This is a genomic window from Pelosinus sp. UFO1 (genome assembly GCF_000725345.1).
Taxonomy (GTDB): Bacteria; Bacillota; Negativicutes; order DSM-13327; family DSM-13327; genus Pelosinus.
Map to the genome: position 1 here is coordinate 4,682,150 of NZ_CP008852.1, position 19,393 is coordinate 4,701,542.

A 19,393-nucleotide genomic window follows, 5' to 3' on the forward strand; every position below is an offset into this window, starting at 1 on the left:
GATTATTACAATGAGATTTATTAGAACTTTAAGCAACTATATTACCCAGTACTTCCCCTTATGGGTTGTATTATTTGCCGCTGCTGCCTTTTTTCAGCCGGCCCCATTTAAACCACTCGGCACCTATATTCCTTATCTACTTGGGCTTATTATGCTTGGCATGGGACTGACAATGTCCCTTAATGATTTCAAACTGGTTCTTACTCGCCCTAAGGATGTTCTTTTTGGCATTGTATTGCGCTATATTATTATGCCAGTTGTTGCCTTTCTGGTGGCTAAGCTCCTAGGCTTACCGCCAGCTTTGGCTGCTGGACTCATTTTAGTAGGCGCCTGCCCTAGTGGCACAGCCTCGAACGTTATGACTTTTATTGCCAAAGGAGACACTGCTTTATCCGTCACCGTATCTAGCTTTAATACCATATTGGCTCCCATTCTTACACCCTTTATCTTTTTATACTTTGCCGGCACGATGATTCCCATTCAAGCGGGCGCCTTGCTAGTAGACATATTAAAAATTGTTTTATTACCTGTATTTATTGGTATTACCCTGCGTATGATTGCCTCCTCTTTGGTTGATAAAGTAAACAACCTAATCCCCGCCTTCTCAGTTATCGCTATTATTATGATTATTACTGCCGTAGTCGCCCTAAACGCCACCAAACTGGTTACTATTGCTGGCATGGCCTTCCTAGCCGTTATTCTGCATAATAGCATTGGTCTTTTCCTAGGTTATGCCTCTTCTCGCGTCACAGGCATGAGTGAAAGTAAAGCAAGAGCTATTTCTTTCGAAATCGGCATGGAAAACTCCGGTCTCGCTGTCGCTTTAGCCATGGCTCATCTTGATCCTATCGCAGCGATTCCAGGTGCTATCTTTAGTGTGTGGCACAACTTCAGTGGCAGCCTACTCGCAGGATTTTGGAGTACTCGTAAAATAAATAACCAAAAGACTCTCTAATCGTTTTAAATTATGAAAGGTCCTGTTGTGGCACATAAGCCTAGCAGGACCTTTTACTTTTACTTTTATCAATATTTATGTTTATATCTTCTGTTGTTTTTTCTATTTGATTAGCAATAGTTCATTATTATTTTCCTTTCCTGTTTGAGTATTACATATTATGGAAATACTCTTATAGGTATGGAGGTAATGCAATGAAAAAAACGTTTATAACTCTAACTATTGTACTTGGCTTTTTACTTTTTGTTCCTGCTTTGACTTTTGCAAGTTGGGGCTGGGAGCCTACTGATAATCCCGTTCCTTATTATTATCAAGCATGGGGAAAATGGTATAATAACGAGGATTTCAGAGTTTTTATGGTGCAAATAGAGGAATCAACCTATAAATACGTCTTCGACTACAATGGAACTTTTATCGGTGGCTGGATGACATATATGCCCATGCGATTGCCATAAGCCTTTAACTTTCTTTTTATACTGATCTAAACAATAAGTAGCTCATGAATTAATTCAATTCATGAGCTACTTTACTTACTATTGTGTATATATTTCCTAATAAATTCTTACATATTTTATCTAATAAAATGAGTAAAGACTTTATCTTCTCTTTCTGGTTGCTTCACTTGGTCTTTTCCAAACTCTACTAATTTCATCAGCCAAGCCATATTTTTACCAAGGACTCTTGTGATTTGGTTCCCCTCTCCATCTTCCTGAGCATCCCCTGGTTTTGTACCGTGTATAACATTCCAATAATTTGACGTTGGCATTAACATTTCTGCATATGTAACATAATGATTTAATTGATCGAAAGTCGTAACGCCGCCGGAACGTCTCACAGCAACAACACTTGCTCCGATCTTATGTCGCAACATGGATTTATTAACAGATGTAACATAAAACCCTCGATCCAAAAATGCTTTCATCGTTGCTCCGATTCCAGAATAATGAACAGGCGATCCTAGTATAATACCATCTGCTTCTTTCATCTTTTGAATCCACTCATTTACCTCATCGCCAATTACGCACTTTTCATTTTGATTTCTTACACAGCCGCCACAAGCCGTACAGCCTCGAATCACCTTATTGCCAACATGTACAATTTCAACTTCTATACCCTCTGCTTCTAGCTCCTGGGCTACTCCCTTTATTGCGTGGTATGTATTCCCTTCTTTTGTAGGACTGCCATTAAAAGCTACAACTTTCATTTTTATACCCTCTTTCTTTTTTCTTTAAAATCACCTAGTATCATAGTAGATGATAAGACCTTCTTTGACAAGTACGCACTTAATGGTATGGTAGTTCCTATATATATACTTTCATCCTTACTGTGTTCCTACGCGGCGAATAATTTCAACGACAGTTTCAGCAGACTTTACCAGCGATTGTACTGGCAAAAATTCATATTTCCCATGGAAATTGTGTCCTCCCGTAAATAGGTTTGGACAAGGTAATCCCATGAAAGATAAGCGCGCACCATCGGTACCACCACGAATTGGTTTGGTTATAGGATGTACGTCAACAGCCTTCATCGATTGGCATGCTAAATCTATGATATGCATTACTGGCTCAACTTTTTCTCGCATGTTGTAGTACATATCGGTAATTTCCAAGGTAATGGTTCTTGGGCCATATTTAGCATTAAAGGTGTTAGCCATAGTGACTAACAGTGCTTTACGTTGTTCATATTTTTCAGAATCATGATCCCGCACTAAAAGACTTATTTCGGCGTATTCTACACCACCATTTAATTTATTGACATGAAAAAATCCTTCATAACCGTCTGTATACTCAGGCCGTTGACCAGCAGGTAACAACTGTTGCCACTCTGCAGCAATACTCAGAGCATTGACCATCTTACCTTTTGCTGCTCCTGGATGAACGCTTCGCCCTTGAACCTTTATTGTGACATTAGCTGCATTGAAATTTTCATACTCAATAGCCCCAATTTCTCCGCCATCTACAGTATAAGCAAACGCAGCACCAAAAGCCGGTACATTAAATAGGTCAGCACCACGACCAATTTCTTCATCAGGAGTAAACCCAATTCGTACCTTACCATGCTGGATTTCTGGATGTTCTATTAAATATTTAACTGCACTAACAATTGCACACATGCCAGCTTTATCATCGGCTCCAAGCAACGTCGTTCCATCTGTAACCAATAAATCTTGCCCTACATAGGCTGTAAGCTCAGGAAAATCCCGCGGTGACAGAACAATGGAATGTTCTTTATTAAGGAGAATATCATTTCCATCATAAGATGGAACCAAACGAGGTTTAGGCGAAGTACCAGTCATATCAGGACTAGTATCTAAATGAGAAATAAAGCCAACGACGGGCGCCTGACGGAATCCGTTTTCCGGCAAGGTAGCCGTCACATATCCATTCTTATCGATTTCCACCTCATCCAGCCCTATTTTTTCTAATTCGTCAGCTACATACTTCGCGAGTATTTTCTGACCTTGAGTACTAGGACACTGGTGGTTTTGATCGTTAGATTGGGTATCAATTGCAACATATTGCAAAAACCGCTGTATTAACTCCTCTTTCTTTATTTTCATGTTATTATCACACCTTTCTAAATCTGATTTTCGCCAAAAAGTATAAATTCCCTTATTATCTATCATAACAAAAATATCCTGTAAAAATTCACATTTGAATTCTACAGAATATTTTTTGCTAATAGAATAACTTAAAGTAAGCTATGCCCGCCATCAATATGAAGAACAGTGCCAGTGACAAAAGTGCTGGATAGTAAATATAAGACTCCTTGTGCCACATCTTCGGCCTGCCCTATTCTTTGTACAGGCAGTTTACTGGCTAATCCATTGTAAAAACTATTACGGGCTTCTACTGGCATTTTGCTGCGGGATGGTGTATCAATAATGCCGGGAGAAACGACATTCACCCTGAGAGGGGCAAGTTCTAAAGCAAGAGTTTTTCCAAGATTAGCAACTGCCGCATTAATCGCTCCAAGGGTTGCAGATCCTACCATGGCTTTAAAGGCTACGACTCCTGAAAACAGAGTAATAGATCCATTTGCAGAAAGATATGGTGCCCCATATTTTGCCGCGTAGTACTGACCCCAAAATTTGTTCTCAAACATTTGATGGTCTTTGGCGGCATCTGCCTCAAGGAAGGGCCCTCCCGAAGTCTCCGCTGCTGTAACCACTAAATGATCAAAACTGCCTACCGTCTCAAAAAATTCCTTCATCTTATCTTCTTGGCTCGTATCCAATACATAAGAGGTTATATTTCCACCTAACTGTTCTTTTGCTTTTTGTAATTTTTCTTTAGAACGACTGGCTATCGTTACTTTTGCCCCTTGCCCTATAGCAAGCCTAGCTGTTTCCAAACCAATTCCGGAACTTCCACCAATAATAACAATACGCTTACCCTGTAACATTTTTCATACCTCCAACTTTTTATTTAATTGCTGTTGAGGCCATTGTAGCAACACTACTTCCCATTGTAAAGTAGTGATATTAAATACATATAGTTACCTTTTGGAAAGCTTTGTTTGTTATCAGGAGTAACGGCAAAAATATTTTTTTATTATTTATTGTTCCTCTAAGTTAATTATCGGGTAACGTTAAGCCAAATCGTTTTAGTTCTTTAAATATACCTTCTAATTTTTTCCCCTTTTCCGTTAAGGAGTATTCTACACGAGGTGGAACCTCTGGATACACTCGTCTTGTCAAGATTCCTTGTTCTTCTAATTCCCTCAGTCGTAAGGAAAGGGTCTTCGGACTAATTCCCTGCATCGCTCTATGTAGATCACTAAATCGCATCGTCCCCTCAATTAGTAAATCTCGTATAATCAAAAATGTCCATTTTGTGCCAATAACATCAAGTGTTTTAGCAATTGGACAAGGTGTTCCTGGCGTTCCCTTTGTCAGCTCAATAGGTTCCAACATATCCATTATAAGTCTCCCCTAGCTTTTTTTCTCTTTTTTGTAGTATATCATAAAATACCCATTAGGTAATTAGTGTAAAATAAATGGCAGGTAAATATATCTAATACGGAGAATCAAGAACCCTAGAAAAAAACAAAAAGGCAGGTATGATAGTAATGGATTTGATTCAAGTCAATCAAGAAAAATGTATCCGCTGTGGCCTCTGTGCTACGGTATGTCCAACAGATGTTATTGGCATGGATAGCTCTGGTCCGAAAACCATTGGACAACACTGTATTGCTTGCGGTCACTGTGTGGCCGTTTGCCCAGAAGAAGCATTAGATAATATAAAAGCTCCTTTAGCTAACCAAACGCCTTTAGGAGAAACACCTGTTTTAGACTCAGATACAGCAGCACGCTTTCTCCGTTCACGGCGGTCCATTCGCTCCTATAAAGAAACTACAGTTCCTCGAGAAAAGATTCTGCAGCTTCTTTCCATTGCTCGCCTTGCTCCGACTGGTGGAAATACACAGGGTGTCAGTTATCTTGTTATTGACAATAAGGCTACATTACGCAAAATCACAGCAGCAGTTGTTGACTGGATGGAGGAGGAAATAAAAAAGAATTCTCCTTGGGCAGCCTACTTTTCAGGAAATGTTACTAAGTATCGTAAGACAGGCAAAGATGTTATACTACGGAGTGCACCCTGCTTAATCATTGCCAAAGCACCAAAAGACTTTATGCCCCGGGGAAGGGATAATGCTCATTTTTCCTTAACTTATGCTGAATTGTTTGCGCCAACTATTGAACTAGGAACCTGTTGGGCTGGCTACTTTGAAGCCTGTGCCCTTTCAGGTTATCAGCCCCTTCTCAATCTTTTGCAACTTCCAGAAAAAATGGCTGTTACTGGTGGGCTGATGGTCGGTTATCCCCGATTTTCTTATAAAAGATTAGTGGATAGAAGCCCCTTAGACGTAGCTTTCCAATAGGATTTACTTCACAAAATAGATAGACCAGTAGTAAATTAAACTCCTACTGGTCTATCTATTTTGCCGTAAAAGTAAGGCAATACCTGTACAAATAGTAACAAAACATAGTATAGTAGTAGCATCACTACTAACAAACTTTATAGATTAAGCAACGATTTATAGGGAAATACTTTACACATGGAGGTGATTGTATGGGAAAAGTATCGCCTAAGGATAGCTATAAAAATATCAAAACTGCTGCTAAAAGCACACAGTTCTTCACTGCCAAACAAGCACCGAAAAAACCGAATAAGAAGTAATAAAAGGTGGAGGAATCTACCTTTTTTCTTTTATAGATATTTTATTTTTCAAATGTAATCAACAGATCAATAATCTCTGGATGATTTCCTATACGAATCGGTGGTCCCCATGTCCCAATTCCGCAAGATACTATGACCTGATATTCACCGTTTCGCAAGTAACCCCAGTCAATTTCAAAGACGCGTTGTATAATCAGATTATTGGGGAAAAACTGTCCATGATGGGTATGCCCTGATAACTGAAGATCAACTCTATTACGCTGTCCTTCTTCTAATTCATAAGGTTGGTGGTCTAACAAGATAATCGGAAGCTCATGATCAATACCTTGCATGACTCTATATAAAGGAAATCGCCTTTTTCCGTTTGCTTTCTTTGCACTCCGATCATCTCGGCCAACCACATAGAATTGTTTATTGATCATTAGGTACTCGTCCCGTAATAACTTAATATTAGATTTGCCAATATGTTCTGCAGCGAGATCGCTTTCTCCACCAAGATACTCGTGATTTCCAAGCACTGCAAACACACCATAAGGAGCATGCAATTTACCCAATGTCACAGACATTTCCTGTTCTATGAAAAATTTTACATCTTCGTCAATTGTGTCCCCAACTAAAAATATAATATCGGGATGCAGCGCATTAATTTGCTTAATGATGGCCTCCAGCCGATCCTTATCAACAATCACACCAAGATGTATATCAGATATCATTGCAATATGAAGCTGTGACAATCCAGGTGCTGTTTTATTGACCGTCAATTCGTATTTACGAATACGCGGTTTTTTGGCATTCCAATTTCCGTAAAGAATTAGAGCAACCACTAAGAAGAGGACGCTAAATCCTAGTACCATTGATGGATATGGGAGTAGCAAAAATTGGGGTAACAACAATTTATTCAGAAATCGCAAGAGATCCACAGCCACCCAAACCAAGAAAAAGTAATAGCTTGCGGCAAGCCAATAATCCCCAAAGATAGTCATTCGAGTATTGAAAGTGCCGGGAAAATTTTTTCTTCCGATTCTAGCCACAATTTTTGTCACAGCAAATAAGGTATATCCACCCCAATAAAATAAGGAATAAGGCTCAATGATACTACGAAGACATTGAAAAAAACGAAGTGCTATATAGTAATTTCCCGCAGCATATAGTAAGAAAATAATGCCTAGTATCATAAAAAAAGAATTCATCTACTATTCCTTTCTGTATATCCCTTAAAACCTCATATCTTAGATTATTCTTATATTTCCATCCTAGATTAACAACTACAAAAAATCATCTTTGGACTATGTTATAGCAAACAAGCATCATTCTATAAAGAATGGTGCTTGTTTGTTAAGAGTTACACACTCCTTTTTTCTAATTGCCTTGCTCTTTGCTGATTCATTTTTTGTTTCGCGAGTTGCTTTGCATCTACTGGCTCAATTTTTGTGCCATATGCAGATGATAGCAAATTCTCTAGTTCTTCCTGAGGTAAGGTATAAGAAATCATTTTTTTAGTCATAGTATTCTCCTTTGCCAAGTAGTTTGCAAAACGGTATATACAGTTTACTTCTATAGAAGTATATGCAAAAGATCCCTTTTTTATAAGGCCTAACCATATCTAAACCAACTCTTTAATTATAATAAATTCCTTTTAGGGTATATTGAGCGAGTATATGGCCTTCCATCGCCTTGTAAAGTTCATTTACATAAAACCCATCTTGCAAATCTAAGGATCGATCAAGAGCAAATACATGTATTTCATAAGTATGGGGTTTATCGGGAGGCATCGGCCCACCAAACCTAGCAGCTTCGTAACGATTTAAAGGTTCAGAGAGTAATCCACTCGACCAGCTATTTGTTCCTTGGACGAACTCTCTTGCATTCACACTTACATTTTCACCAAGTGAATCTTCAACTAAATTAGCAACAGACCAATGTATCCAAGAAAATCCCGTTGGCGGTATGGCATCTTTATCCTCCATAAGAATGGCAAAGGTTTTTACATTGGAGGGATACTCTTTAATCTCTAGTGGCAAAGAAAGGGTCGGCATGCCTTTATAAAATTGTTCCCCATATTTTCCGTACTTTTTGTCTATGATGCCATTCACAATACCACTGCTCGTAACAATCATAATACAACCTCCTATTTTCTTTAGTGATTTATATTAGTTCCTCATTATTCCCTCTATCACCTTCAGTAAGAATTCATTTCTCTGTTGCGCCTTACTTACAGCTTATATTAGTCTCATCTAACTTCGACTATCTTCTAATTATGCCCATTTCTGTAAAATAACCTAATCTAAAATGGTAATCAAATTACAATCCAATCATCTACCCTCTAATCAAGAATATTAATTTCTTTTACTATAGAATTCTATAATTAAAAACTAAAATAACAATAAGTCAGTTGACAGTACTTATTAACTTTGATAAGATGGTAAAAATTTATATAAGAAGGCGGCAGTGAAATAATATGGCATTTTATTATGAAGAAGTTTCTAGAACTTTTAGTGAATATCTTCTTGTACCTAATCTTACAAGAAAAGATTGTATCCCTAGCAACGTTAACTTAAAAACTCCTATTGTAAAATTTAAAAAGGATGAGAAACCTCCTATTGAAATAAATATCCCATTTGTTTCTGCAATCATGCAATCTGTATCCGATGATAATCTAGCAATTGCTCTTTCCAAATGCGGAGGATTATCCTTTATTTTCGGTTCTCAATCCATAGAAAGACAAACAGAAATGGTAAAAAGAGTAAAGAATTTCAAAGCTGGTTTTGTAGTCAGCAATGCGAATCTATCTCCAGAACATACTGTAAAAGACGTTATTGAATTAAAAGAAAAAACGGGACATGCTACCATCGCAATTACAGAAGATGGAACACTAGCTACTAAATTATTAGGGATTGTCACCAGTAGAGATTATAGAACCAGCAGGGATTCTTTAAATAAAAAAATTAAAGAATTCATGACCCCTTTTTCAAAGCTTATTGTTAGTACAGTTAATACTAGTCTAAAAGAAGCAAATGATATAATTTGGGAGCGTAAACTTCACTGTTTACCAATTATAAATGATAAACAACAATTAGTATATTTCGTTTTTAGAAAAGACTATGAAGATCACAAACAAAATCCCTTAGAGCTTTTAGACTCTGAGAAGAGACATATGGTTGGCGCGGGTATAAACACAAGAGATTATAAAGAAAGAGTACCTGCTTTAGTTAAAGCTGGCGTGGATGTTTTATGTGTCGATTCTTCTGACGGCTTTAGTGAATGGCAATCAGAAACAATAAAATATATAAAAGAAGAATATAAGGATACTGTTAAAATCGGCGGCGGGAATGTGGTCGACAAAGAAGGGTTTATGTACTTTGTTGAAGCAGGTGCTGACTTTGTAAAGGTTGGAATCGGCGGTGGATCAATCTGCATAACTAGGGAAACTAAAGGAATCGGTAGAGGACAAGCTTCTGCAATTATAGAAGTTGCCCAGGCTAGAGACGATTATTTTAAAGAAACAGGCATCTATATTCCAATTTGTTCAGATGGCGGAGTTGTGCATGACTACCATACCGTATTAGCTCTAGCAATGGGTGCTGACTTTATTATGATGGGACGATATTTCGCAAGATTTGATGAAAGTCCTGCTCCTAAAACCAAACTTGGCAATAACTATGTTAAAGAATATTGGGGGGAAGGTTCAAAACGCGCTCGTAACTGGCAACGTTATGATTTTGGCGAAGGAAGTAATCTTAAATTTGAAGAAGGCGTAGATAGCTATGTACCCTATGCTGGTAAACTGAAAGATAATATTGATGTTACTTTAAGTAAAATAAAATCAACAATGTGTAGCTGCGGAGCTATCTCGATTAAAGAACTGCAAAGAACCGCAAGAATTACTCTGGTGTCTTCTACAAGCATTGTAGAAGGTGGCGCTCATGATGTTATCTTGAAGGAAAACAACTATTAAACTTGCTACTACTTCCTGAAAATAAAATTATTTAGCGATGTGTACTCTGTACTTCCAAAAAAATAAGAAACACCTTCCAAACGTTGGCAGGTGTTTCTTATTTTTTTGCTATATATACTTTTAAGAGTCACTTATGCTTATTCTTTTAAGAGAGTTCCCCTCTAAGACGTGCCAATTCAGCCTGATCTTCAGAGTAATACCATCTAACGGATTTTCCAACGACACATTGCATAGCGTCGACTTTCCCAGCCAAAGCAAGTTCTCTCATTTTCTTTATGTTAAATCCATTAGCAGAAAAATAATTAGTGGGAATAAAGCCTCTATTAACTAGTCTTTTTCGATATTGTTCAAAGTCTCTAGAATCCATTTTAATTAGCCATATTGACATTTATCCTACCCCCATCTTACTTCAATAACTATATCATAATGTAGTTGCTTTCTAATTGCTTCTATCAAAAGGTAGAGAACCACAAAAAAATTTTAAAGGATTACGTTTTTTCTAAGATAGTAGTCATAAATGGAATTCTCTTATAATAATAGTTATTCCCCCTACCTTGCTAGTAACTTAATAAAAGAAGGGCGGAGATTGTACTTCAGATCTATTTTTTACTCAATGCATGCTTTTCCCGCATTTTTTCACAGCAAATTGGACAAAAATCATGAGTCAACTCTGCTTCTGCATGTAGCATGAGATACTTTTCTAGAGCCATCCATTCCCCTTTATCATCACGAATGTGATGGCATACGGAGCAGATAGGAATCAAACCTTGTAGCTGGGTAATGAGAGATATATCTTCTGCAAGCACAATAACCATCTGGATATTTTCGCATATTATAGGAGATGCAGTCACTAAAAGCGTTAACCTGATAACCTCTCCATTAACAAGAGTGTGAAAGTGTCCTTTGTTACGAGAAACAACTCTCCCTTCAAAAGCTTCAAGAACACTTTTACGCAATACGCATCTTGAGCAGATAGGTAATTCACCACACCCCTCTGATCCCCTTGTAGCATTGACACATTTCAAAACGTCCCCACATTTACGTAGATAGGCTCCTCCACTTGAAATACAAAGAAGCTGTTGGGCTGCTTCGTTGATTGCCCAAACTTTAACTTCTTTATTTACAATCATTACAGGCAGGGGCATCGTCTTCAAAACAAATGCTGCAAAACTTTCATCTAGTTCACCTGATAAGTTTAGCTTTTCTAGCATATCTCCACCGCCCTACTTTATAAAATTTGTTTTTTGGCCGCATCATCCTGTTCATTTAATTTTGTAATATATACTAGAAAAACAAGGATGAAATCAATCAATTTATTATTTTCAAGTCAAAATATTCTTACATTTATCAATAAAAAATTTTATACTCATTCGAACCTAGCCCATACTCTGAGGAAGTATAAAAATTTTAACTCTCTATAAAAACCTTTTAGACATCTATTTGCTATAAGGGAATAAAATCCCTGCCAATTTTCTACATCATTAGATAGAAACTTCACCATCATCAATATCACTATCTTTAATATTGTCCTCACTCTTTCGATTCTGCGTCATGCTCAATATATCTTACATATGTTTGGCATGATATTATCCTTATTAAATTAAAGCTTTAGCCTTGTAAATAAGCCCACAACCGTACCAATCATCTGGTACGGTTGTGGGCTATATTACTTATTTTTTAATCCACTCTGTATGAAAGCTGCCTGATCGATCAATTCTTTCATAGGTATGAGCACCGAAATAATCTCTCTGTGCTTGAATTAGATTTGAAGGAAGTACAGCTCGGCGATAGCTATCATAATAGTCTAAAGAAGCGCTAAAGGCAGGAGTTGGTATCCCCAATTCTTTACAATTCTTGACTGTCAGTCTCCAGTTATCCTGGACTCGGCCTAAAGCGTCTTGAAAATAAGGGGCAAGTAATAAATTGGGAAGACTCCCATCCCGCTGAAAGGATTCTTTGATCCGATCTAAAAATTGAGCCCTAATAATGCAGCCGCCACGCCAAAGAAGGGCAATATCGCCATAATTTAAATTCCAGCTATATTCTTTGTCCGCTGCCTTTAGTAGGGCAAATCCCTGGGCATAGGAGCAAATTTTAGAAGCGTACAAGGCATCATGAATGGCTTGAATAAATTTTTGCTTATCTCCTAGATATTTATCACTACTTGGTCCTTTTAGAAGGCTAGAAGCTACCACTCGTTCTTCTTTGTAGGCTGACATGCAACGGGCGAATACCGCTTCTGTAATTGTTGGTGTGGGTACGCCTAAATCCAAAGCGCACTTCGAAGTCCACTTGCCCGTTCCCTTTTGTCCCGCTTTATCAAGAATCATTTCTACCAGGGGCCTGCCTGTTTGTTCGTCTTTTTGCAGAAAAATGTCCCTAGTAATTTCAATGAGGTAAGAATCTAGATCTCCTTTGTTCCACTCATCAAATACTTCGTATAGTTCCTCAGCTGATAAGCCTAAGGCAATTTTCATTATATAATATGCCTCACTAATGAGCTGCATATCTCCATATTCTATACCATTATGTACCATCTTAACGTAATGTCCAGCACCGTCAGTACCTACATAAGCGCAACATGGACCGTCAGCCACCTGTGCGGCTATAGCAGTAAAAATAGGTGCAATTTCTTGGTAGGCAGATAGCTCGGCTCCTGGCATCAAACTAGGCCCCTTTAATGCACCCTCTTCTCCACCAGATACTCCCATACCAATAAATCGAATACCTTGGCGAGATAACTCCGTAAACCTCCTGCGGGTATCTTCAAAAAAAGAATTTCCCCCATCAATAATAATATCGCCTTGCTCTAAATAAGGTAGCAACTCTGCAATCATGTCATCAACAGGTTTTCCTGCCTTAACCATCAGCATAATCTTACGGGGCTTAGTTAATAGTTTTGTCAGTTCCTCGATAGAATGCGCCCCACCAAGCTTTTTCCCAGAATTACGTTGAAGAAAATTGTCTACCTTGCTTGTGGTGCGGTTATAAACAACTACACCAAAACCTTTGTTTGCCATATTCATGACTAGGTTTTCACCCATTACTGCTAAACCGATCAACCCTATATCATATGCCTTTTCCATGTTTCTACCTCCCACTGCAAGTCTTCGTATCTAATTAATACTGTATTATTCTCGTATGTTTCCGAGAATACCTGCAAGTCAAGAAAATATAATCCTTTTTATTGTTAATTTCGGGGCATTTATTCCATTCATTGCAACTTTATAAGAAAAGACTTGGTTGCACCAAGTCCTTATAAGCAGGTAGAGACCTTATTCACTTTACACGCAAAATCATGAAGAATTACGATAATTAGAAATTCTATTCCTGTTTATCATATTCAATTTCATCCTTTGGTTCGTAGTGAAATTCGGGAACAAAAGGAGTAATAAATTGCTGTACCTTTACTGCATCATAGTCAGATAGGCTATCAATCCATTGATGAAGTTCGTCCTTTATATTCCTCATATGATAAACTCTCCTTTCATGATTTTAATCTATAGAAATAGAATTCCATTATCCTTAAAAAATATAACCGTTTTTTTTATATTAAGAAATAAATTTCAGCAGATTAAAAAGTTCACCCACTGACGAAACCATATGATTCGGCTCGGCAGTAACTAATTCTTCCTGGCTACCATATCCATACGCAACTGCAATAACATCTATACCATTTTTCTTAGCGCCGATTACATCATGCTTGCGATCACCGACCATAATAATCCTTTCTCGTTCTTTAAGATTTTGATCTTGCAGAGCAAATTCTATCACATCGCCTTTTTCGGTCCTCGTGCCATCCAGATTACTCCCGATAACAGCAGTAAAAAAGTGGAGTAAGTCGAAGTGTTCCAAAATTTTTACGGAAAATACGGTTGGCTTAGAAGTTGCTACAATCAGTTTTTTTCCTTGTTTCTTTAGCTCCGCAAGCAATTCTCTAATACCTAGGTAAACTTCATTTTCATATAATCCGACTTTTGAAAACCTTTCTCGATAGTAAGAAATAGCCAAGGTAGCTTCCTCATCATTCATATGATAAAACTCCTTGAAAGCACTTAATAAGGGTGGTCCAATGAAAGGTGTCAGTTTTTCCGCATCTTCTTCATAAATCCCCATTTTTTCTAGCGCATATTGAACGGACAATGTAATGCCCACTTTAGGATCTGTCAATGTGCCGTCAAGGTCAAATAATATTACTTCATACATAGTAGTACCACCCTTCTCCTCCATTTAAACTAACTATAAAATATAGCTCACAACAGCTAACTGTCAAGTAAAAAATATAAACCTGCAGAATATATTCTGCAGGTTTATATTATCAAGCTGTTTTATTAACAACAAAGGCGTTTAACTTATCTTGGAGCGCCCCAAAACCAATACGGTTGACAAAGTCAGTAAAAGATTCAGCCTTGACCTTATTTTCTTTGTAGAACCCAATCATTTCGACTAAGGCTTGACCAACCTTTTCTTTTGTCACAAGCCCTGACAATTTCGTCGCAAAGGAAGCAGAAGGTCCTAGTATCCCACCAAGCCATACTTCAAAGCTTTCGATTGCTTTGCCATCAACTAATACTACATTCCCTTGCAGTCCAATATCAGAAATTTGCGGCTGTCCACAAGAGTTTTTGCATCCGCTGATGCTAAGACGAATGGGTTCCTCAAGAGAAATATGTTCGTCCAAATATTGAGCAATTTCTTGTATGCTGTGCTTCGTTTCTGCCACAGCAAAAGGACAAAATTCTTTTCCTGTACAGGTAACTGCAGTAGCAAGGAAGGATTGAGAGTCGGGAGAAAATTTATTTACGATTTCCTCTGTCAATAGGCCTTCTAGCTTTTGATCAGGAATATTGATCAGAACAATATCTTGTGAGTTGGTAGTTCTTATTTCTCCATCACCATAAGCATCCGCTAACCCTGCTATTTTTTCTAGCTCACTTGCACTCATTCTTCCCGCAGGTATTGTTAAGCCAACATAAGAAAGACCAGACTGCTTCTGCTTATGAACTCCGTGGAAAAAGCCCTTGTTCCAGTTACGTGTCAAATCAGTACCTCTTGTTACAAATGGTCCTGTAATCTTAAGTAATTCTTCTGTAAATTTTTCCATGCCCCAGTCAGCAACCAAAAATTTTAGTCTTGAATGATTACGTTTTTCACGGTAACCGTAATCACGGAAAATAGTGGCAACAGCTGCCGAAACTTTCAGAACTTCTTCAGGACGAACAAAAATATCTACATCTTTAGCCAACTGTGGTTCTGCTGATAAGCCGCCGCCAACTGCTACGTGAAAGCCTTGTACTATTTTTCCATGTAATTCTTTCTGGGCAGGAGTAAAGGCAACATCATTGATCTCTGCATGGATTGAATTGTGAGGAGCTGTCGTAATGGAAATTTTAAATTTTCTTGGTAAGTTAGAGAAATCTCGATTGTACTCAAAGAAACGATTCAACTCGCGAACAATCATGCTAGCATCAAAAATTTCATCAGGGTCAATCCCTGCTAAAGGACTGCTGACAATATTTCTCGGGCAGTCACCAGCTGCCGCGACTGTCGTAAGGCCAACATCTGCTAACTTTTCAAAAATATCTGGTAAGCTTTGTACCCTTATCCAATGAAATTGAATGGAATGACGACTTGTAATATCAAGTAATTCCCGCCCATGTTTTTTTGATATCTCTGCAATTACCCTCGCTTGTTTTGCAGTAAGGACTCCACCAGGAATTTTGACCCTAAGCATAAAAAACTCATCCGTCTTAGGCCTTTGTACATAAAGTCCTAACCATTTGAAGCGGTCAAAATCATCCGCAGTAATCGCGGCAAAGCCCTCTTTGGCATATTTGTCCAAACTTTGAATAACATCTAACCCATCTTTTTCTAATTTGGCGATCTCAACATGATTTAGCTTAGTAACATCTTGACTCCATTTTTGCATTAAAAAAAACCTCCACTTTTCTTTATCTTTTGAAAATTAATGATCACAAATACAGGGTTCTAAGATTTTTAATACATTATAAGAATATACTTTCTGATTCCGCAAAAAAAGGCTAAGGATTCCTCCCACTGTAGAGAAGCCGTCCTTAAGCCTTTGGTTTTCCAATCAGCTAACTATTATTTTTTTTACTATAGCACGCAGAAACTATAATGTCAAATCAGATTGCTCTGTTTTATCCAATTCCAATGTTTAGCTCAATGACTAACGAATCTGCCACCATTTCAACTACCAGAAATTTCGTACTACTAACCTTCACTTTGAAGTTTTCTCCAACAACTATACTTGGTGGTGAAATATCTACCCTTAGTCCTTCTTTTTCAAAATTGGTTGCCGCATTTCCTGTAACCATATTTGTCAATTCAGAAATTGCACTTTGGGCTAATTCATCTAGAGAAGTAACAGGCATTCCCATCATCATTTTTGAAGCAATTTGCATGGCAGTTTCTTCTTTCAAATTATAAGCAATATTGCCTCGCAATTGATCTGTCAACCCTACTAGTACCGTAATCCCTTTACTCTCAACAAACTGATCACCAACAGAAAGTTTACCCTTTACAATATTTTGAAAGCCTAGTTGAGGCATTATCGTCATAATTGCATCAATAAATGGATTGATCATTTTTACATCCAAGATTATTTCCCTCCAACGAACCCAACATTCATATGTAATGAGCCAATAATTGTCTGGGTTGTGACTGTATTAGAAGCCATTTTAGGATTAATAATTGCAACTGACTCACCGATTAAAATACTTGGTGGTGTCAACCGAAGCTCAAATTCTTTATCTCGTAACAAATTATTAATTTGAGAAACACTATGCCCTGCAATAATATTGGCTAATTCAGCAATACTATTAAATACATCTTCACTTGCTACTACATCTGTCCCTAATAATTTCTTAGAAAGTTCTTCTGCAACAGACATGGATAAATCTAAGACAAATTTTCCTGGATGGCTTCCTGTAATACCAATAATAACTGCTAACCCATGTGACTCTAACTTATGACCAGGAGTTTGAGTTATATCGCTAGCATCCATTCCAGTCATATCTATAATATTCTGCTTAAAAGCTGTAATAAAATATTTCAGATATTGATCCTTGTCAGCATTATCCTTCTCTCCAGCATCCAAGATATCACGTAGCCCCGCTAACAATTCATCTGATTTTACTGGTTTTTGGAAGAACGCCTTTACGCCAATTGCTGTTCCTTTAGTGATAATTGCTTCATCCTTCATAGCACTTACTACAACTACTTTAGCATTTGGATCAATCGTTAATATTTCTCTGCAGCATTCCAATCCATCCATATCAGGTAACGTTAAGTCCATGGTCACTACAGCAGGACGTAGCTCGCGATATTGAGTTATTCCCTCGCTACCTGTACCGGCATAGCTACATACTTCATAATGGGAATTTGCCAAAGCATCTTTAATTAATCTTTGGCTAAAAGGAGAATCATCCACTACCAACACACGAACTTTATCCATACTTTCACCACCAACACAATTTTTAGACCCTTCTCATTGCTATTTTATACTATATATCTATTCTCTTAGATTTCCTTTTTACCTGCGTCATATTCCACCTTTCCCTATAAAATTACATTTTTTTATCATTTATTCAGTTATGGCTCTTGAATATTATAAAACTTACACACTTTACCAATAAAGGGTTATGGGTTACTATTATTTTATAACTTTGGTATCAAGGAGGACTTTATGCTTGTTCATGATATTATCCAAAAAGGTGACAAAGATCAAATCGCCTTTTTAGAAAAGACACCAATTACCTATGGTCAAGCGGAAGACGCGGTTGCAAAATATAGGGACTTTTTCTACCAGCAAGGTATTCGTTCCGGAGAAAACGTTGGCTTATTTTCTAAAAACTCCGTTGATTTTATTTACTGCTATTTAGCAATTACCAGCTTAGGTGCAGTTATAGTTCCTCTCAACTTTCAGCTTGTCCCACGAGAAGTTGCCTATGTAATCTATAATGCAAATATAAAAAAGTTAATTACAATGACTACATTGGATTTGGATACTGAACTTGCTACATATGACTATCCAGAAAAAATAATTCAACTTCTCATTCCTGAAATTTCTAAGGCCATTAATAATCTAAATATCCCTCCAGCCCCTGTACCTCAAAGCATTCATGAGGATGAGATATGCACAATTATCTATACTTCAGGTACTACTGGTCAGCCGAAAGGTGCTATGTTGACTCATAAAAATCTTGTCAGCAATGCCCAAGCATTTTCACAGGTTTTTACCTATCAGCCTTCTGATCGTATACTTTGCGTTTTACCTATGTATCACTGTTTTGCCTGGACTGCCGCGGTTTTGACCCCTTTACTCAACGGCTGCTCTATTGCAGTTTTAGAAAACTTTCTAATTAGAGATACAATTTCTATGATTCGAGACAATGCTTTAACCATTATTTTTGGTATTCCCAACATGTTTAGACTCTTTTCCCAATGGGCGACAAAAGATGATTTCTCCCATGTCAGACTTTATGTCTCAGGTGGCTCTTCCTTGCCTCAAGAAATTTCAGAGCAATTTACGAAGAAATTTGATAAACAAATTGCGGAAGGTTATGGACTTTCGGAAGCTTCTCCCATCGTATCTCTAAATCCAATCGATAACATAAAATTTTGTTCCATCGGCAAGCCTTTACCTGGAATAAAAGTAAAGATCAGTAGCGAGGAAAATGAGGATGAGGATCTTCCTCCCGGTGAAATTGGCGAACTACTCGTTAACGGTCCAAACGTTATGAAAGGTTATTATAAACTACCAGCGGACTCGGCCAAGGCATTACAAAAAGGCTGGCTCCATACTGGTGACTTAGCTTACATGGATCAAGATGGTTATCTATTTATTGTTGATCGCCTAAAAGATATGATTATTATCAATGGAGAGAATATTTACCCGCGAGAGATTGAGGAACTTTTATATGCTTATCCAACTATATCTGAAGTTGCTGTAATTGGCGTCCACAATAAACTACATGGTACAGCTGTGCATGCTTATATTGTCCCTAAAGAAGAATCAATCATCGACAAGAAGCTACTCAAAGCTTATTTACAAGGAAAACTAGCCCCCTTTAAAATCCCTAAAGAATTTATTATTGTTGATTCGCTACCCAAAAACACTACAGGAAAGATCTTAAAAACTGTTTTACGGCAACAATATGAAACTCGAATTAATAAATAAGCTATAGTTATATACCTCCATATTGATTTATCCAAATTTTAACTAAAATATATAGAGAAAAGTCAGTTAAATTGACCTGAGTATGATATAATTTTTTT

At 37.5% G+C, this 19,393-nt stretch carries 20 protein-coding genes; 5 read left to right on the forward strand and 15 right to left on the reverse strand.

Translation table 11 applies throughout. From position 1 onward, the window contains the following. Positions 1–10 precede the first annotated feature (10 nt). Together UFO1_RS21970 and UFO1_RS21975 are read left to right on the forward strand one after the other, a co-directional pair. On the forward strand, positions 11–955 hold the full coding sequence (locus UFO1_RS21970) for a bile acid:sodium symporter family protein (RefSeq protein WP_084159895.1): 945 nt from the start codon (positions 11–13) through the stop codon (positions 953–955). 194 nt (positions 956–1,149) lie between these two features. Next, positions 1,150–1,410, forward strand: coding sequence for a hypothetical protein (locus UFO1_RS21975; protein ID WP_038674240.1), 261 nt, complete (start codon positions 1,150–1,152; stop codon positions 1,408–1,410). A 116-nt stretch (positions 1,411–1,526) separates the two neighbouring features. Here the strand turns inward: UFO1_RS21975 and UFO1_RS21980 are convergent, their stop codons facing one another. The 4 genes from UFO1_RS21980 to UFO1_RS21995 all read right to left on the reverse strand — a co-directional run bounded on the left by UFO1_RS21980 (position 1,527) and on the right by UFO1_RS21995 (position 4,877). Beyond that, entirely contained in the window at positions 1,527–2,159 is a 633-nt protein-coding gene (locus UFO1_RS21980) for a flavodoxin family protein (RefSeq protein ID WP_038674242.1), read from the reverse strand. A 117-nt stretch (positions 2,160–2,276) separates the two neighbouring features. After that, positions 2,277–3,515 carry a peptidase T gene (pepT, locus tag UFO1_RS21985; RefSeq protein ID WP_038675560.1) on the reverse strand — a complete coding sequence of 413 codons (1,239 nt, stop codon included), beginning with the start codon at positions 3,513–3,515 and terminating at the stop codon, positions 2,277–2,279. Positions 3,516–3,646: 131 nt separating this feature from the next. Beyond that, entirely contained in the window at positions 3,647–4,360 is a 714-nt protein-coding gene (locus UFO1_RS21990; RefSeq protein ID WP_038674243.1) for an SDR family oxidoreductase, read from the reverse strand. Between the two features lie 169 nt (positions 4,361–4,529). Then, the gene (locus tag UFO1_RS21995) at positions 4,530–4,877 is read right to left on the reverse strand and encodes a helix-turn-helix domain-containing protein (RefSeq protein ID WP_038674244.1); all 348 of its coding nucleotides are present in this window, start codon (positions 4,875–4,877) and stop codon (positions 4,530–4,532) included. A 149-nt stretch (positions 4,878–5,026) separates the two neighbouring features. Between UFO1_RS21995 and UFO1_RS22000 the strand changes: the two genes are divergently transcribed. Beyond that, on the forward strand, positions 5,027–5,839 hold the full coding sequence (locus tag UFO1_RS22000; protein WP_038675562.1) for a nitroreductase family protein: 813 nt from the start codon (positions 5,027–5,029) through the stop codon (positions 5,837–5,839). 340 nt (positions 5,840–6,179) lie between these two features. On the opposite strand, the gene UFO1_RS22005 is transcribed toward UFO1_RS22000, so the two are convergent. From UFO1_RS22005 to UFO1_RS22010, 3 genes are all read right to left on the reverse strand, one after another. Continuing rightward, positions 6,180–7,328 carry a metallophosphoesterase gene (locus tag UFO1_RS22005; protein WP_038674245.1) on the reverse strand — a complete coding sequence of 383 codons (1,149 nt, stop codon included), beginning with the start codon at positions 7,326–7,328 and terminating at the stop codon, positions 6,180–6,182. Between the two features lie 152 nt (positions 7,329–7,480). Further along, positions 7,481–7,642, reverse strand: coding sequence for a hypothetical protein (locus UFO1_RS25510; RefSeq protein WP_173406235.1), 162 nt, complete (start codon positions 7,640–7,642; stop codon positions 7,481–7,483). A 112-nt stretch (positions 7,643–7,754) separates the two neighbouring features. Further along, a complete protein-coding gene (locus UFO1_RS22010; RefSeq protein WP_038674247.1) occupies positions 7,755–8,255 on the reverse strand; it encodes a YbhB/YbcL family Raf kinase inhibitor-like protein in 501 nt (166 codons plus the stop codon). A 341-nt stretch (positions 8,256–8,596) separates the two neighbouring features. Here UFO1_RS22010 and UFO1_RS22015 point away from each other — a divergent pair, with 341 nt between their 5' ends. Next, positions 8,597–10,093, forward strand: coding sequence for an IMP dehydrogenase (locus UFO1_RS22015; RefSeq protein WP_038674248.1), 1,497 nt, complete (start codon positions 8,597–8,599; stop codon positions 10,091–10,093). Positions 10,094–10,238: 145 nt separating this feature from the next. Here UFO1_RS22015 and UFO1_RS22020 read toward each other — a convergent pair whose 3' ends face one another. The 8 genes from UFO1_RS22020 to UFO1_RS22050 form a co-directional block, all read right to left on the reverse strand. Then, positions 10,239–10,481, reverse strand: coding sequence for a hypothetical protein (locus tag UFO1_RS22020; protein WP_038674250.1), 243 nt, complete (start codon positions 10,479–10,481; stop codon positions 10,239–10,241). Positions 10,482–10,692: 211 nt separating this feature from the next. After that, complete coding sequence (locus UFO1_RS22025; RefSeq protein ID WP_038674252.1) at positions 10,693–11,304, reverse strand: hypothetical protein; 612 nt, start codon at positions 11,302–11,304, stop codon at positions 10,693–10,695. A 459-nt stretch (positions 11,305–11,763) separates the two neighbouring features. Beyond that, positions 11,764–13,179 (reverse strand): decarboxylating NADP(+)-dependent phosphogluconate dehydrogenase, encoded by a 1,416-nt coding sequence (gene gnd, locus UFO1_RS22030; RefSeq protein ID WP_038674255.1) that lies wholly within the window; start codon positions 13,177–13,179, stop codon positions 11,764–11,766. 238 nt (positions 13,180–13,417) lie between these two features. Further along, positions 13,418–13,564, reverse strand: a complete 147-nt coding sequence (locus UFO1_RS25335; RefSeq protein WP_158442853.1) for a hypothetical protein — start codon at positions 13,562–13,564, stop codon at positions 13,418–13,420. An 81-nt stretch (positions 13,565–13,645) separates the two neighbouring features. After that, positions 13,646–14,299, reverse strand: a complete 654-nt coding sequence (locus UFO1_RS22035; RefSeq protein ID WP_038674256.1) for an HAD family hydrolase — start codon at positions 14,297–14,299, stop codon at positions 13,646–13,648. Positions 14,300–14,411: 112 nt separating this feature from the next. Next, a complete protein-coding gene (locus tag UFO1_RS22040) occupies positions 14,412–16,022 on the reverse strand; it encodes a nitrite/sulfite reductase (RefSeq protein WP_038674258.1) in 1,611 nt (536 codons plus the stop codon). A gap of 232 nt (positions 16,023–16,254) precedes the next feature. Continuing rightward, the gene (locus tag UFO1_RS22045) at positions 16,255–16,713 is read right to left on the reverse strand and encodes a chemotaxis protein CheX (RefSeq protein WP_038674259.1); all 459 of its coding nucleotides are present in this window, start codon (positions 16,711–16,713) and stop codon (positions 16,255–16,257) included. A 2-nt stretch (positions 16,714–16,715) separates the two neighbouring features. Beyond that, positions 16,716–17,570, reverse strand: a complete 855-nt coding sequence (locus UFO1_RS22050) for a response regulator (RefSeq protein WP_038674260.1) — start codon at positions 17,568–17,570, stop codon at positions 16,716–16,718. Positions 17,571–17,801: 231 nt separating this feature from the next. Between UFO1_RS22050 and UFO1_RS22055 the strand changes: the two genes are divergently transcribed. Further along, positions 17,802–19,295: a class I adenylate-forming enzyme family protein gene (locus UFO1_RS22055; protein ID WP_038674262.1), complete on the forward strand. Its 1,494-nt coding sequence runs from the start codon at positions 17,802–17,804 to the stop codon at positions 19,293–19,295. Positions 19,296–19,393: the final 98 nt, after the last annotated feature.